This is a genomic window from Pseudomonas bharatica CSV86, assembly GCF_000319305.2.
GTDB lineage: Bacteria > Pseudomonadota > Gammaproteobacteria > Pseudomonadales > Pseudomonadaceae > Aquipseudomonas > Aquipseudomonas bharatica.
Window position 1 is genome coordinate 1,988,297 of sequence record NZ_AMWJ02000001.1, and the last position, 14,812, is coordinate 2,003,108.

Below are 14,812 nucleotides of genomic sequence, written 5' to 3' on the forward strand. Positions count from 1 at the left end.
TTTCGGGCCTCATCGCTGGCAAGCCAGCTCCCACAGGTCTTGCGGTGCACGCGATCCCTGTGGGAGCTGGCTTGCCAGCGATGAGGCCATCAGCAACACCCTCGAACTTCATTAACCCGTCTACGCTCTACCTTTCACCGGCGGCTCCTCGCTGGGCGGATCGCCAACGGTCGGCGGCACGGTCGGCTTGACCGGCACGCCCTCCGGATCTTCCTCGTCGGGCACCGCTGGCGGCAGGGTCGGGTCGTCGATATTCGGATCGGGCGTCTCCGCCGGGATGGGGATACTCATCGCTGTACCTCGCAAGGACGGTGATCGTGTCTTTGGCTTGGACCGCTTTCCCGCGGCAACGCTCATTTTTTATTGAACCCCCGCGCCTGCCATTGCTCTGAACCCTTACCGCCACGCCGTAACGGAGCGATGTTCGATGACCCGCAATGAGCCTTTCGTAACCGAGCGCATGGCCGCTGCCGACAATCCTGCCGACGATCCGCTGACCCTGGCCCAGGCCTTGTTGCTGCCCCGGGTGGTGATCGAGAACACCACGCCGGTGATCGACGCCGGCCTGTATGCGGTCAAGACCGAGGTCGGCCGCACGGTAACGGTCGGCAGCACGGTCTATGCCGATGGCCACGATGTCCTCGCGGTGACCCTCAACTGGCGCCAGGCCCATAGCCGGCGCTGGCGCAGCATCAGCATGACCTTCCTCGGCAATGACCGCTGGGAGGGCAGCTTCAGCATCAACGAGATGGGCCGCCACCTGTTCGTCATCGAGGCGTGGATCGATGGCTATGCCACCTATTGTCACGACCTGGAAAAGAAGTTCGCCGCCGGCGTGGATGTAGAGCTGGAGCTGGAGGAGGGCCGCCTGCACCTCGAGCATGCCGCCGAACGCAGCGCCGGGCCGCTGCGCGAGGAACTGGCCGGGCTTGCCCGGCGCTTGCGCAAGGGCTTGCCGGTGGCGCCCCGGGTGGAAATGCTGGTGGCCAGCGAGACCCGCGTGCTTATGGCCCAGGCCGATCCGCGCAGCTACCTTAGCCGCAGTCCCGAGTTCCCCCTGGACGTGGAGCGCGAACGTGCCGCCTTTGCCAGTTGGTACGAGCTGTTTCCCCGCTCGATCACCGACGATCCCCAGCGCCACGGCACCTTCAACGACGTACATGCGCGCCTGCCGATGATCCGCGACATGGGCTTCGATGTGCTGTATTTCCCGCCCATCCATCCCATCGGCAGCAAGTTCCGCAAAGGCCGCAACAACGCCCTCAGCGCCGAACCCGGCGACCCGGGCAGCCCCTATGCCATCGGCAGCGCGGACGGCGGCCATGATGCGATCCATCCGCAACTGGGCAGCCGCGAGGACTTCCGTCGCCTGGTCGCCGCCGCTGCGGACCACGGGCTTGAGATCGCCCTGGACTTTGCCATCCAGTGCTCCCAGGACCATCCCTGGCTGACCGAGCATCCCGGCTGGTTTTCCTGGCGACCGGACGGCAGCATCCGCTACGCGGAAAACCCGCCGAAGAAATACCAGGACATCGTCAACGTCGACTTCTACGCCGCCGACGCCGTGCCGTCGCTGTGGCTGGCGCTGCGCGACGTGGTGGAAGGCTGGGTACAGGAAGGCGTCAAGCAGTTCCGCGTGGACAACCCGCACACCAAGCCGCTGCCATTCTGGCAGTGGTTGATCGCCGATATCCGTAGCCGCCATCCCGAGGTGATCTTCCTTGCCGAAGCCTTTACCAAGCCGGCGATGATGGCCCGCCTGGGCAAGGTCGGCTACAGCCAGAGCTACACCTACTTCACCTGGCGCAATACCAAGGCCGAGATCCAGGAGTACTTCGAGACGCTCAACCAGCCGCCATGGTCGCTGTGCTACCGGCCGAACTTCTTCGTCAATACGCCGGATATCAACCCGTTCTTCCTGCATCAGTCGGGGCGCGCCGGCTTCCTCATCCGTGCGGCCCTGGCAACCATGGGCTCGGGCCTGTGGGGCATGTATTCGGGCTTCGAGCTCTGCGAGGCGGCGCCGATCCCGGGCAAGGAGGAATACCTGGATTCGGAGAAATACCAGATCCGCCCGAGGGACTTCACCCAGCCGGGCAACATCATCGCCGAGATCGCCCAGCTCAACCGCATCCGTCGCCAGCAGCCGGCCTTGCACAGCCACCTGGGCGTGCGCTTCTACAACGCCTGGAACGACAACATCGTGTATTTCGGCAAGCCCTCCCCGGATGGCGAGAGCTTCGTCCTGGTGGCGGTCAGCCTTGATCCGCACAACGCCCAGGAGGCGCACTTCGAGCTGCCGTTGTGGGAGCTGGGCCTGGATGACAATGCCGTGACCCGTGGCGAGGACCTGATGAACGGCCATCGCTGGGAGTGGTATGGCAAGACCCAGTGGATGCGCATCGAACCCTGGCACCTGCCGTTCGGTATCTGGCGCCTGGACAAGGTGTAAGGAAGGGAAGTCGAGCATGGCGAAGAAAACCCGTCCCGCAGCCTTTATCGATGATCCGCTCTGGTACAAGGACGCGGTCATCTACCAGATCCACGTCAAGTCGTTCTTCGATTCGAACAACGACGGTATCGGCGATTTTCCCGGCCTGCTGGCCAAGCTCGATTACATCGCCGAGCTTGGCGTCAATACGCTCTGGCTGCTGCCGTTCTACCCCTCGCCGCGGCGTGACGATGGCTATGACATCGCCGCCTACAAGGCGGTGCACAGCGACTACGGAACCATGGCCGATGTGCGCCGCTTCATCGCCGAGGCGCACAAGCGCAACCTGCGGGTGATCACTGAACTGGTCATCAACCATACCTCCGACCAGCATCCCTGGTTCCAGAAGGCGCGACGGGCCAAGCCGGGCTCGGCGGCACGCAATTTCTACGTGTGGTCCGACAGCGACCAGAAGTACGACGGCACGCGGATCATCTTCCTCGATACCGAGAAGTCCAACTGGACCTGGGATCCGGTGGCCGGCCAGTACTACTGGCATCGCTTCTACTCGCACCAGCCGGACCTGAACTTCGACAACCCGCAAGTGATGAAGGCGGTCATCGGCGTCATGCGCTTCTGGCTGGACATGGGCGTCGATGGGCTGCGCCTGGATGCCATTCCCTACCTGATCGAGCGCGACGGCACCAACAACGAGAACCTCGCCGAAACCCATGCGGTGCTCAAGCGCATCCGTGCCGAGATCGACGCCAACTATCCCGACCGCATGCTCCTGGCCGAAGCCAACCAGTGGCCCGAGGACACCCAGCAGTATTTCGGCGAAGGCGAGGGTGACGAGTGCCATATGGCCTTCCACTTCCCGCTGATGCCGCGCATGTACATGGCCGTGGCCCAGGAAGACCGCTTCCCGATCACCGATATCCTGCGCCAGACCCCCGAGATTCCCGCCAATTGCCAATGGGCGATCTTCCTACGCAACCACGACGAGCTGACCCTGGAGATGGTCACCGACCGCGAGCGCGACTACCTGTGGAACTACTATGCAGCGGACCGCCGCGCGCGGATCAACCTCGGCATTCGTCGCCGCCTGGCGCCGTTGATGCAGCGTGACCGGCGCCGGGTGGAGCTGCTGACCAGCCTGTTGCTGTCCATGCCCGGCACGCCGACCCTGTACTACGGCGACGAGATCGGCATGGGCGACAATATCTACCTGGGCGATCGTGATGGCGTGCGCACGCCGATGCAGTGGTCGATCGACCGCAACGGCGGCTTCTCCCGCGCCGACCCGGCGCGCCTGGTGCTGCCGCCGATCATGGATCCGCAGTACGGCTACCAGACCATCAATGTCGAATCCCAGGCCGAGGATCCGCACTCGCTGCTCAACTGGAACCGTCGCCTGCTCGCCGTGCGCAAGCAGCAGAAGGCCTTCGGCCGCGGCACCTTGAAGATGCTGGCACCGAACAATCGCCGCATCCTCGCCTACCTGCGCGAGTACACAAGCCCCGAGGGCGTCAGCGAAACCGTGCTGTGCGTGGCCAACGTGTCGCGCGCCGCCCAGGCCGTGGAGCTGGACCTGGCACCCTGGATCGACCGGGTGCCGGTGGAAATGCTCGGCGGCTGCGCCTTCCCGCCCATCGGCCATCTGCCGTTCCTGCTGACCCTGGCGCCCTATGGCTTCTATTGGTTCCTCCTCGCCCCGAAGGACCAGATGCCCAGCTGGCACGTCGAGGCAGCGCAACCCTTGCCGGAGCTCACTACCTTGGTCGTCAAGAAACGCATGGAGGAACTGCTCGAGGCTCCGGCCCGGCAAACCCTCGAAAACAGCATCCTTCCCGAATACCTGCCGAAACGGCGCTGGTTCGCCGGCAAGGACCAATCCATCGACAAGGTCCACCTGGCCTACGGCGTGCGTTTCGGCACGCCGACCACGCCGGTACTGCTGGGCGAGCTGGAGGTGGACAGCGGCGGCCAGCGCCGGCGCTATTTCCTGCCCTTCGGCCTGGTCGGCGAAGACCAGATCCACACCGCGTTGCCACAGCAACTGGCGCTGGCCCGGGTCCGTCGCGGCAGGCAGGTGGGCTTTATCACCGATGCCTTCAGCCTGGAAACCTTCGTCCGTGGCCTGCTTGGCGGTTTCCAGGAGCACCTGCGCCTGCCGGGCAGCGATGGCGAGCTGCAATTCGAATCGACGCCGCAACTGGCACAACTGAACCTGGATGCCGATGCCGAGGTGCGCTACCTGTCTGCCGAGCAGTCCAACAGCTCGGTGGTGGTGGGTGGTCGCCTGGTACTCAAGCTGATCCGACGGGTCAACGGCGGCGTGCATCCCGAACTGGAAATGGGCGCCTACCTGACCGCCGCCGGTTTCGCCAATATCTCGCCGTTGCTGGGCTGGCTGAACCGCGTCGATGCCGCTGGCGAGCCCCATCTGCTGGCCATCGCCCAAGGCTATCTGAACAACCAGGGCGATGCCTGGGACTGGACCCAGAACAACCTGGAACGGGCCATCCGCGACGAGATGGAGCCGCCGCAACTGCGTGGCGAAGCGTACGCCAGCGCGCTGGACGACCTCACCGGCTTCGCCGCCTTGCTCGGCCAGCGCCTTGGCGAAATGCACCAGGCGCTGGCCCGGCCCACCGACGACGAAGCCTTCCAGACCCGCATCAGCGACGGCGAGGACACCCGCCGCTGGAGTGAGCAGATTGCCGAGCAGTTGCGCACCGCCCTCGATCTGCTGGTGCAGCATCGCGACGAGCTGGACGAGGAAAGCCAGGCGCTGGTCAAGGATCTGGAACAGCAGCGCGATGGCCTGTTGCGCGAGGTCGGGCAACTGGCGCAGCAGGCCGAGGGCGGCCTGGTGATGCGCGTGCATGGCGACCTGCACCTGGGGCAGGTCCTGGTGGTGCAGGGCGATGCCTACCTGATCGACTTCGAAGGCGAACCTGCACGGCCCCTGGAAGAGCGCCGGGCCAGGCACAGTCCATACAAGGATGTCAGCGGTGTGCTGCGATCCTTCGACTACGCTGCTGCGATGGCCTTGCGCGGTGCGGCAGGGGCCGGTGCGTTGCCGGACAACCTGCAGGCCCGCCAGCGCGTCGCCAAGCGCTACCTGCACGCCTCGCGCCACGCCTTCGTCCAGGCTTATGGCCTGGCTACCGCCAGCCTGCCGCATGCCTGGCTCAAGGAAGGCGGCGAGCAGGCGGCACTGGAATTGTTCAGCCTGGAAAAGGCTGCCTATGAAATCGCCTATGAAGCGGAAAATCGCCCGAGTTGGCTGGCCGTGCCCTTGCATGGTCTCCATGGGCTTGTGAGTACCTGGGGAGAGCAGTAAATGAGCGTGCACAAGAAGGAACAGGGCGGACTGGGCCGCAGCGATATCGACGATCTGGTCAATGCCAGGCACGCCGATCCGTTCGCGGTGCTCGGCGCGCACGCCGATGGTGCAGGAGGCACCTGGCTACGGGCCTATCTGCCGGAGGCCTTGAGCGTGCAGGCGCTGGCTGGCGACAGCGACGAGTTGATCGCCGAATTGCAGCAGGAGACTGTGCCGGGCCTGTTTACCGCGCATGTGCAGCGGGATGTCGACAAATACCGCTGGCGGATCAATTGGGCCGGTGGTGAGCAGGTAACCCCGGACCCGTACAGCTACGGCCCGCAGTTGGGCGACATGGACCTCTATCTGTTCAGCGAGGGCAATCACCGCGACCTGGCCAATCGTCTTGGCGCCCAGCCGGTGACGGTGGACGGCGTCGAGGGCGTACGCTTCTCGGTATGGGCGCCGAATGCGCGGCGGGTCTCGGTGGTGGGGGATTTCAACAATTGGGACGGCCGCCGTCACCCCATGCGCCTGCGTCACGCCAGCGGTGTGTGGGAGCTGTTCATCCCCGGGCTGCGGGCCGGCGAGACCTACAAGTACGAGGTGCTCGGACGCGACGGCGTGCTGCCGCTCAAGGCCGACCCGCTGGCCCGTGCCACCGAGCTGCCGCCGAGTACGGCGTCGAAGGTGGCCGGTCCGCTGGCCCATGAATGGCGTGACGAACAATGGCTGCGCGAACGCGGGGAAACCCAGGCCATCGGGGCGCCGCTGTCGATCTACGAACTGCATGCCGGCTCCTGGCAGTGCGAGCTGGACGAGGCCGGTGAAGTCAGCCGCCTGTACAACTGGCGTGAGCTGGCCGAACGTCTGATTCCCTACGTACAGGAGCTGGGCTTCACCCATATCGAGCTGATGCCGATCATGGAACACCCCTTCGGCGGTTCCTGGGGCTACCAGCCGCTGTCGCTGTTCGCGCCGACTTCGCGCTATGGCACCGCGGAAGATTTCGCCGCATTCGTCGATGCCTGCCACCAGGCGCGGATCGGCGTGATCCTCGATTGGGTGCCGGCGCATTTCCCCACCGACAGCCACGGCCTGGCGCGTTTCGACGGTACTGCGCTGTACGAGTACGACAACCCGCTGGAAGGCTTCCACCAGGACTGGGACACGCTGATCTACAACCTGGGGCGCACCGAGGTCCACGGCTTCATGCTGGCCTCGGCACTGCATTGGCTGCGCGAGTTCCATATCGACGGCCTGCGCGTCGATGCGGTGGCCTCGATGCTGTACCGCGACTACTCGCGCAAGGCCGGTGAGTGGGTACCCAACCGCCATGGCGGACGGGAGAACCTGGAAGCCATCGACTTCCTGCGTCATCTCAACGATGTGGTCAGCCTGGAGGTGCCGGGCGCTTTAGTCATCGCCGAGGAGTCCACTGCCTGGCCGGGGGTCAGCCAGCCGGTGCAGCAGGGCGGGCTGGGCTTCTCGTACAAATGGAACATGGGCTGGATGCACGACACCCTGCACTACATCCAGAACGACCCGATCCACCGCCAGCACCACCACAACGAAATGAGCTTCGGCCTGATCTATGCCTATTCCGAGCATTTCATCCTGCCGATTTCCCACGACGAAGTGGTGCATGGCAAGCGCTCGCTAATCGACAAGATGCCGGGCGACCGCTGGCAGAAGTTCGCCAACCTGCGGGCCTACCTGGCCTTCATGTGGTGTCATCCGGGCAAGAAGTTGCTGTTCATGGGCTGCGAGTTCGGTCAATGGCGCGAATGGAACCACGACAGCGAACTGGACTGGTACCTGTTGCAATACAGCGAGCATCTGGGGGTGCAACGCCTGGTCGGCGACCTCAACCGGCTGTATCGGGAGGAGGGCGCTTTGCACCAGCAGGACTGCCAGCCGCAGGGCTTCCAATGGCTGATTGGCGATGACGCGCACAATAGCGTGTACGCCTGGCTGCGCTGGAGTGCCAGTGGCGAGCCGCTGCTGGTGGTCGCCAACTTCACCCCGGTGCCGCGCGAGGGCTACCGTATCGGCGTGCCATTTGGTGACCGCTGGGACGAAGTGTTCAACAGCGACTCGCAACGTTATGCCGGCTCCAACTTCGGCAACGAAGGGGCGGTGAAGGGCAGTGCGGTGCCCAGCCATGGGCAGCCGATGTCGCTGGAGGTGAATCTGCCGCCGTTGGGGGTGTTGATCCTGCGGCCGGCTTGAAGATCCCTATGATACTGCCGGCTTCAGAGTGGACGGCTGCAGCATCGATGCATCGCGAAGGGCCGCCCAGCGGCCCGGAACTCTCCAGTGCAGCGGGGGAGTGGAGGCCGCTCTTTTCCGGGTAATAGCTCCAGCATTACCGGTCTCCGGAGCGTTTGAGGGATGTCTTCCTGATGCTTTCAGGGCTGCTCGCCGGAGGAGGTCCCTCAATCAGTTGGTGATAACGCCGCTTGAAGTAAGGATCCGTAGCGTACAGATAGCTGGGTAGACCGTCGAAGTCGATCAAGCTAGCAATCGGGTAGGTTGGAGCTATACCGTCTGGCAAACGCTGCGGCGTCGGTGAAGCGTTTGGCTCGATCGGAGGTGTTGAAGGAACAAATGTCCCGGGCGTCGTATGCCCGGAACTGGCGACACCCTGTACGCTGGCACTGCTGACAACCGGGGGCGTCTCCCTCTGCGGGTACCTCATTCGCGTTAGCAACCAGCGCCCTGGGGCCCTGAAATCTGCAGATTGGAACTTGTTTATCGCCAGCGGCGCAGCAGCGGCGATCCCGAGAGCGAGACCAATGCCTGCGATTGCAATGGCAGCATCCCTGCTTTTGCTTTTTTTCATTCCCGCCGCACCGATCCCAGCGATGGCAGCGGTGGCGAATCCGATAACGGCGGTCAACCATAGGTAGCGCCGGGTTTGTAACGCCAGTGCGAAATGCCCCGTTGGATCCGCCAAATTCACCGGATCGCCATGGCAATAGGCATAGGCATTCAGCCCACCCCTGGCGAACGGGCTCTGGTTGTCCGGATTCTGAAAGCGCATCAGTACCGGGCTGTAGGCCCGATAGCTGCCGAGGATCTGCACGCCGTGACGTTCCACGTACTCGGCGTTGAATCCCAGCCTGCACCGGGGCGCGCCGGTAGCGAATGTATCGGGGGGGACGCTCATGGAAGTGTGTACTCCGTTTCGTCCAGGGCCGGTGGAGAGTTTCGTTCCATGCTAGGGCTGCCCGGGATTGGTCACAACTGGCAGAAATGACAGGGCGGCAATCCGCTTGAGTCCCTTTTGCCGCAAGAGGTTCACAAGCACTACGACCCTCGCATCGCTTGCCGATTTTCCACACCAGCATCGATAGGGCGACCACCGTCACAACACAATCCAGCCCCCAGCCAACCCTGCCAACGCCACGGCAGCCCCCAGCAGCATCAGTGCGAACACTCCTTTTTCCCGCCTGGTAAACGCCGCCATTCCCTGCTCGTGCCGCGCCTTGAGATACAGCAGCGTCCCTGGCCCGTATATCAGCGCCGACAGCAGCAGGTACTTCAGCCCTCCAGCCAGCACCATCAACACTGCATAGGCGGTAGCCAGCACCGCAACCAGCAGATCCTTGCCACGCCCGGCGCCGTTTTCATAGCTCTCGCCGGTGTGCGCCAGCTTCACCGCATAGGCCGCAACCAGCAGATAGGGCACCAGGGTCAGCGAGCTGGTCAGTTCCAGTGCCAGGGTGAAAGCCGCCTCAGTGAAATAGGTCAGGACCAGGAACAGTTGCACGAACAGCGTGGTCAGCCACAACGCCGCGCTGGGCACGCCATGGACGTTCTCCCGGGTCAGCAGCTTCGGCATGGCCTGGTCGTGGGCCGCGGCATGCAGCACTTCGCAGGCCAGCAACGTCCAGGAGAGAAATGCTCCCAGCACCGAGACGATCAGGCCGATGCTGATAAAGATCGCACCCAAGCGCCCGACGATCATCTCCAGTACCCCGGCCATGGACGGCTGGCGCAGCGCCGCCAGCTCGGGGCGCAACAGCACGCCGTAGCTGAGCAGGGTGATCAGGATCAGCAGGCACAACACGCCGACGAAGCCCAGTACCGTCGCCAGGCCCACGTCCCGCGGGTTGCGCGCATAGCGGGAATACACGCTGGCGCCCTCGATTCCGAGGAACACGAATACGGTCACTAGCATGGTGCTGCGCACCTGTTCGAACAGCGACTCCTGTGGCACGGTCACCAGTTCGGCGGCGGCGTGGCCGATCCGGCCGTAGTCGTCCAGATGGGCCAGGTCCGGGTCGGGGGCGATCGCGGCAGGGCCTCCCCAGAAGTTCATCATGAACAGCTCTCGGTCGAAGGCGACGGCCACGACGATGATGAACACCAGGATCGGGATCATCTTCGCCACCGTGGCGATGGTATTGATCACCGCCGCCTCCTGGACCCCGCGCAGCACCAGCAGATGGAAGCCCCATAGCAGTAGCGAGGAGAGGAGGATGGCGACCACGGTGTTGCCATCACCCAGCACCGGGAAGAACGCACCCAGGGTCGACTTGATCAGGATGAAATAGGACACGTTGCCGATGCAGGTGCCGGCCCAGAAGCCGAACGCCGAGGCAAAGCCCAGGTAGTTACCGAAACCGGCACGGGCGTAGGCGTAGATCCCCGAGTCCAGGTCCGGCTTGCGCCGGGCGAGGGTCTGGAACACGAAGGCCAGCATGAGCATCCCGGCGCCGGCGATCAGCCAGGCGAGGATCGCCCCGAAACCGCCGCTGGCGCGGCCGAAGGTGGCGGGAAGGGAAAAGATCCCTGCGCCGATCATCGAGCCCACGACCAGAGCGGTCAGCGCGCTGACACTGAGTTTTCCATCGGTGGCGGGGCTCATCGGACCTTCCTTGGTATGCAGGGGGGAGCCAATGAGTTAAGCCGCTGGCCGCCGGTTATGCCAGCGCGGCAATCCGGTTGAATCTCCTCTGCCGTAACAAGGTCACAAGCACAACGACCATCGCATCGAGAGAGGCAGTCATGAGCAACGATGAACTGGAACGTGAAGTCCTGACCCGTCTGCTGCACGCGCATCCGGAGGGGCTTGGCAAGGAAGTACTGGACAACTACCGCGGCGAGAAGGCCGTTGCCGGAATGCTCAAGACCCTGCAGGAGCGCAAGCTGATCCAGGGCAATCCGGTCACGGTGCAGGAACACGAGCCCAGCGTGGAATTCCCGATCAGGCTGACCAGCGCAGGTGTGGAGGCAGCCAGGCAGTTGGAGGCGAAGCGCTGACCGGCCAGCCCGCAGCGCTCACCAACGCACCCGAACGCCAAGATTGCCGATCAAGCCGTTCAGGTCATTGTCATCCACGTCACTGCTGTAATCGGCACTGACGAACAGCGCCACCCTTGGCGTAATTCGCGCCACCAGGCCCAGACCCACTTCCACGGTGGGCGAGTTGCGCCCGCTGCTGATCTTGTCGACCTTGTCCAGGCTCAGCGTGGCGGCATTGGTAAAGTCATACCAGACGTTGGTCCGCACGAAGGGTTGGATGGGCATGCCGCTGACCACGTAATTTGCGGACAACTTCGCGCCGACCCGGCCACTCCAGCCTGGTTGCCCGTCGAGCGTATTGGCCTGGCCGACGGCGAAGTACTGTTGGTTGATGACCTGTGCCTGTGGCTCGATCACCCAGTTCTTGCCCAGGCCGATGGGAAAGCCGCCTCCCACCGACAGGACCACACCACGCGCATTGTCACTGATGGGCGCGCCTTGGGGGTTGTGCCCGCTGGCGTCGAACCGGGTGCTTTTGGCCATGGCATCCACATGCCAGCCCCGGTCATGGCTCAGGCGCCAGTAGACCCCGACGCTATCGCCTTGCGCAGGTACCGTCGAGTATTTGCCTGAAGTTTGTGCACGCTTGAGGGCCGGGCCGCTTTGCGGGTCGCTGTGGCCGACGAACACCTCGGTGCGGTAGGCGGAGGAGATACCGGGCGTCCTTGCTCCCAGGCCGTCGAGGCTCATCTTCGGCACGCTGAACATCGGCGTGTCGTAGAACAGGGATGGATCGAGGTCTTCCAGTTCCAGGGCTTCCGCCGGGGCAGCCAGCAGCAGCGAGGCGGACATCGCCAGGAACAAGGATTCAAGGCCGGTCGGGTTGTACGCTGTTTTCATGACGTTCTCCTCAAGATGACAGCCAAGGGTCTGGCCTGATGTCACGGCTCGAGGAGGGGCGACCCAAACCAGCAAAACGAAGCCTGTCCGCGCGCAAAGGCGCGGGCTAGAGGCTCGGATTGAGTGTGGAGCGATGCTGCTAAGGTTCAGTCAAGGAGAGCGGGGGCGGGGCGTCAAGATTTTGTGAAAAGGCTTTGAAGGGATTGTTGTTGGATACAAGCCTATGAAAATAAACGCTGTTTGATTTTCGATATAGATCCTTGGTCTTTCAGCAGGGATTGCTATTTCGAATCGTTGCAGGAGCGTGGCAAGCCACGCTCCTGCCGCGGTCATGCCTCTTCGTCCCGCACCAGTTCCAGCAACACCAGGCTGCGTCCGGTCACTTCGTAGGGGCTGCCAAACGCCAGCTTCGGCGATTTGCGCCGCTTCGGCTGGTTGGTATCGATCAGCGCACTCCAGTACTCGCCCTGGGGCACCTCGGGCAAGGTGAAGGGCACGGTGTCGTGATGCGCATTGACGATCAACAGCAAGGTGGCGTCCGCCCCCGGCTTGCGGATCCCGGTGACCTGGGCGCGTCCGTCCATCAACATCCCCAGGCAGCGGCCATTGGCGTCTTCCCACTGTTCGACGCTCATTTCGTTGGCATCCGGCGCCAGCCAGGTGACGTCCTTGACCCCGATCGCTTCGTTGTAGTCGCCCACCAGGAAGCGCGCCCGGCGCAGGATCGGATAGCTCTGGCGCAGCCGGGTCAGGCGCTTGACGAAGGCCAGCAGTTCCTTGCCGTCTTCGTCCAGGTCCCAGTTGATCCAGCCGATCTCGCTGTCCTGGCAATAGGCATTGTTGTTGCCGTGCTGGGTGCGGCTGAACTCGTCGCCGGCGACGATCATCGGCGTGCCCTGGGCCAGCAGCAGGGTGGCGAACAGGTTGCGCATCTGGCGCAGGCGCAGGGCGTTGATTTCCGGGTCGTCCGTCGGGCCTTCGACACCGTGGTTCCAGGACAGGTTGTTGTTGCTGCCGTCCTGGTTGTTTTCGTCGTTGTCCTCGTTGTGCTTGTCGTTGTACGAAACCAGGTCGCGCAGGGTGAAGCCATCATGGGCGGTGATGAAGTTGACCGATGCGTAAGGCCGGCGACCACGGCGGTTGAACAGCTCGCCGGAGGCGGTCATGCGCGCGGCGAAATCGGCCAGTTGGCCTTCGTCGCCTTTCCAGAACGCCCGCACGGTATCGCGGAAGCGGTCGTTCCATTCCGCCCAGCCCGGGGCGAAGTTGCCCACCTGGTAGCCGCCCGGGCCGCAGTCCCAGGGCTCGGCGATCAGCTTGACCTGGCGCAGCAAAGGGTCCTGGCGGCAGGCCACGAGGAAGCTGTGGCGCTCGTCGAAGCCCTCGTGGTAACGGCCGAGAATGGTCGCCAGGTCGAAGCGGAAACCGTCCACATGCATCTCGCCGGCCCAGTAGCGCAGCGAGTCGGTGACCAGCTGGAGGACGCAAGGATGGCTGAGGTCGAGGGTGTTGCCGGTGCCGGAATCGTTGATGTAGTAACGCTTGTCATCGGGCATCAGGCGGTAGTACGAGGCGTTGTCGATACCGCGCATGGACAGGGTCGGGCCAAGCTCGTTGCCCTCGGCGGTGTGGTTGTAGACCACATCGAGGATCAGCTCCAGGCCGGCATCGTGCAGGTGCGCGACCATCTCCTTGAACTCGGCGATCTTGCCCTTGGCCAGGTAACGCGGATGGGGCGCGAAGAAGGCGATGCTGTTGTAGCCCCAGTAGTTGTTCAGGCCTTTTTGCAGCAGGTGCTGGTCGTTGACGAAGGCATGGATCGGCAGCAGTTCGATGGCGGTTACGCCGAGGTCCTTGATGTGCCCGATCAGGTCGTCGTTCATCAGCCCGGCGAAGGTGCCGCGGGCGGCATCGGGCACGGACGGATGGCGCATGCTGATGCCGCGCACGTGGGCTTCGTAGACGATGGTCTTTTCCCAGGGCGTGCCCACGCGGCGGTCGCGGCCCCAGGTGTAGGCCGGGTCGATGACCTTGCACTTGGGCACGTAGGGCGCGCTGTCACGTTCATCGAAGCTGAGGTCGCCGTCCGGGTGGCCGATGGTATAGCCGAACAGCGCCTCCGACCATTTGAGGCTGCCCACCAGTTGCTTGGCATAGGGGTCGATCAGCAGCTTGTTGGGGTTGAAGCGATGGCCGTTGTGCGGCTCGTACGGGCCATGTACGCGGTAGCCGTAGATCAGGCCGGGATGGGCATCGGGCAGGTAGCCGTGGAAGATCTCGTCGGTGTACTCGGGCAGTTCGATGCGCTCGATCTCGGTTTCGCCGCTGGCGTCGAACAGGCATAGCTCGACCTTGGTGGCGTTGGCCGAGAAGATGGCGAAGTTGACCCCAAGGCCATCCCAGGTCGCACCGAGGGGGAAGGGCAGGCCTTCACGGATGCGCGAGGGTTCGGTGTGTACGTTTGCGGGTTTTTCTTGACGACGGCTCATGGGTCACCTGAAGCGATTCTAGGGGTACAGGAGGCCTGCACGACAGCCCGGAGGCTGTCGCGTGTGGCGGATCAAACGATTTGGAAGCCCGGGATCAGAGCGGGGCGGGTTTCTTCGGTGCGCGCGGTTTTTTCGCCGCAGCGGGCGCCGGCTTGCTCACGGCAGGTTTGCTGCCCAGGCTCGCAGCCGGTTCGGCCTTGGGCTTGGCCGCGGCCCTGGGCTTGGCCGGCGTGCTGGCGGCCTTGCCCGCCGTCTTGCCGGCGGACTTGGCTTGCGGCGCCAGGGCTTCGGCCTCGGCCAGCTTGCGCGCCATGTCCCAATGGCGCTCTTCCTGACCTTCGGGTTTGCCTTCCGACTCCCAGATCTGGTACGCGAATTCGCGTATGCGTTTTTCTTCGACACTCATGG

The 14,812-nt window shown here is 63.8% G+C and carries 10 protein-coding genes; 4 read left to right on the forward strand and 6 right to left on the reverse strand.

Annotated elements, in window-relative coordinates; all coding sequences use genetic code 11:
• Nucleotides 1–120: 120 nt before the first annotated feature.
• A complete protein-coding gene (locus tag CSV86_RS08720) occupies nucleotides 121–291 on the reverse strand; it encodes a hypothetical protein (protein WP_009406553.1) in 171 nt (56 codons plus the stop codon).
• Between the two features lie 136 nt (nucleotides 292–427).
• On the opposite strand from CSV86_RS08720, the gene CSV86_RS08725 reads away from it, so the two are divergent.
• From CSV86_RS08725 to glgB, 3 genes are read left to right on the forward strand one after another with little or no spacing between them, the layout of a single operon-like run.
• Nucleotides 428–2,452, forward strand: coding sequence for an alpha-1,4-glucan--maltose-1-phosphate maltosyltransferase (locus CSV86_RS08725; protein ID WP_009406552.1), 2,025 nt, complete (start codon nucleotides 428–430; stop codon nucleotides 2,450–2,452).
• 16 nt (nucleotides 2,453–2,468) lie between these two features.
• Nucleotides 2,469–5,780 carry a maltose alpha-D-glucosyltransferase gene (gene treS / locus CSV86_RS08730; protein WP_009406551.1) on the forward strand — a complete coding sequence of 1,104 codons (3,312 nt, stop codon included), beginning with the start codon at nucleotides 2,469–2,471 and terminating at the stop codon, nucleotides 5,778–5,780.
• A complete protein-coding gene (gene glgB, locus CSV86_RS08735; protein WP_009406550.1) occupies nucleotides 5,781–7,994 on the forward strand; it encodes a 1,4-alpha-glucan branching protein GlgB in 2,214 nt (737 codons plus the stop codon). It begins immediately after the preceding gene.
• A 136-nt stretch (nucleotides 7,995–8,130) separates the two neighbouring features.
• Here glgB and CSV86_RS08740 read toward each other — a convergent pair whose 3' ends face one another.
• Together CSV86_RS08740 and CSV86_RS08745 are read right to left on the reverse strand one after the other, a co-directional pair.
• Nucleotides 8,131–8,934 (reverse strand): RHS repeat-associated core domain-containing protein, encoded by an 804-nt coding sequence (locus tag CSV86_RS08740; RefSeq protein WP_009406549.1) that lies wholly within the window; start codon nucleotides 8,932–8,934, stop codon nucleotides 8,131–8,133.
• Nucleotides 8,935–9,132: 198 nt separating this feature from the next.
• On the reverse strand, nucleotides 9,133–10,638 hold the full coding sequence (locus CSV86_RS08745; protein WP_009406548.1) for an amino acid permease: 1,506 nt from the start codon (nucleotides 10,636–10,638) through the stop codon (nucleotides 9,133–9,135).
• A gap of 140 nt (nucleotides 10,639–10,778) precedes the next feature.
• On the opposite strand from CSV86_RS08745, the gene CSV86_RS08750 reads away from it, so the two are divergent.
• Nucleotides 10,779–11,033 carry a hypothetical protein gene (locus CSV86_RS08750; RefSeq protein WP_009406547.1) on the forward strand — a complete coding sequence of 85 codons (255 nt, stop codon included), beginning with the start codon at nucleotides 10,779–10,781 and terminating at the stop codon, nucleotides 11,031–11,033.
• A gap of 18 nt (nucleotides 11,034–11,051) precedes the next feature.
• On the opposite strand, the gene CSV86_RS08755 is transcribed toward CSV86_RS08750, so the two are convergent.
• The 3 genes from CSV86_RS08755 to CSV86_RS08765 all read right to left on the reverse strand — a co-directional run bounded on the left by CSV86_RS08755 (nucleotide 11,052) and on the right by CSV86_RS08765 (nucleotide 14,810).
• Complete coding sequence (locus CSV86_RS08755) at nucleotides 11,052–11,915, reverse strand: autotransporter outer membrane beta-barrel domain-containing protein (protein WP_009406546.1); 864 nt, start codon at nucleotides 11,913–11,915, stop codon at nucleotides 11,052–11,054.
• Nucleotides 11,916–12,244: 329 nt separating this feature from the next.
• Nucleotides 12,245–14,404 (reverse strand): glycogen debranching protein GlgX, encoded by a 2,160-nt coding sequence (glgX, locus tag CSV86_RS08760; protein WP_009406545.1) that lies wholly within the window; start codon nucleotides 14,402–14,404, stop codon nucleotides 12,245–12,247.
• Nucleotides 14,405–14,498: 94 nt separating this feature from the next.
• The gene (locus CSV86_RS08765) at nucleotides 14,499–14,810 is read right to left on the reverse strand and encodes a DUF2934 domain-containing protein (RefSeq protein ID WP_009406544.1); all 312 of its coding nucleotides are present in this window, start codon (nucleotides 14,808–14,810) and stop codon (nucleotides 14,499–14,501) included.
• Nucleotides 14,811–14,812: the final 2 nt, after the last annotated feature.

What these genes read in the sequence shown, in the direction of transcription:
- CSV86_RS08720 (WP_009406553.1), bottom strand. Translation starts at nt 291, where the DNA reads ATGAGTATCCCCATCCCGGCGGAGACGCCCGATCCGAATATCGACGAC.
- CSV86_RS08725 (WP_009406552.1), top strand. Translation starts at nt 428, where the DNA reads ATGACCCGCAATGAGCCTTTCGTAACCGAGCGCATGGCCGCTGCCGAC.
- treS (WP_009406551.1), top strand. Translation starts at nt 2,469, where the DNA reads ATGGCGAAGAAAACCCGTCCCGCAGCCTTTATCGATGATCCGCTCTGG.
- glgB (WP_009406550.1), top strand. Translation starts at nt 5,781, where the DNA reads ATGAGCGTGCACAAGAAGGAACAGGGCGGACTGGGCCGCAGCGATATC.
- CSV86_RS08740 (WP_009406549.1), bottom strand. Translation starts at nt 8,934, where the DNA reads ATGAGCGTCCCCCCCGATACATTCGCTACCGGCGCGCCCCGGTGCAGG.
- CSV86_RS08745 (WP_009406548.1), bottom strand. Translation starts at nt 10,638, where the DNA reads ATGAGCCCCGCCACCGATGGAAAACTCAGTGTCAGCGCGCTGACCGCT.
- CSV86_RS08750 (WP_009406547.1), top strand. Translation starts at nt 10,779, where the DNA reads ATGAGCAACGATGAACTGGAACGTGAAGTCCTGACCCGTCTGCTGCAC.
- CSV86_RS08755 (WP_009406546.1), bottom strand. Translation starts at nt 11,915, where the DNA reads ATGAAAACAGCGTACAACCCGACCGGCCTTGAATCCTTGTTCCTGGCG.
- glgX (WP_009406545.1), bottom strand. Translation starts at nt 14,404, where the DNA reads ATGAGCCGTCGTCAAGAAAAACCCGCAAACGTACACACCGAACCCTCG.
- CSV86_RS08765 (WP_009406544.1), bottom strand. Translation starts at nt 14,810, where the DNA reads ATGAGTGTCGAAGAAAAACGCATACGCGAATTCGCGTACCAGATCTGG.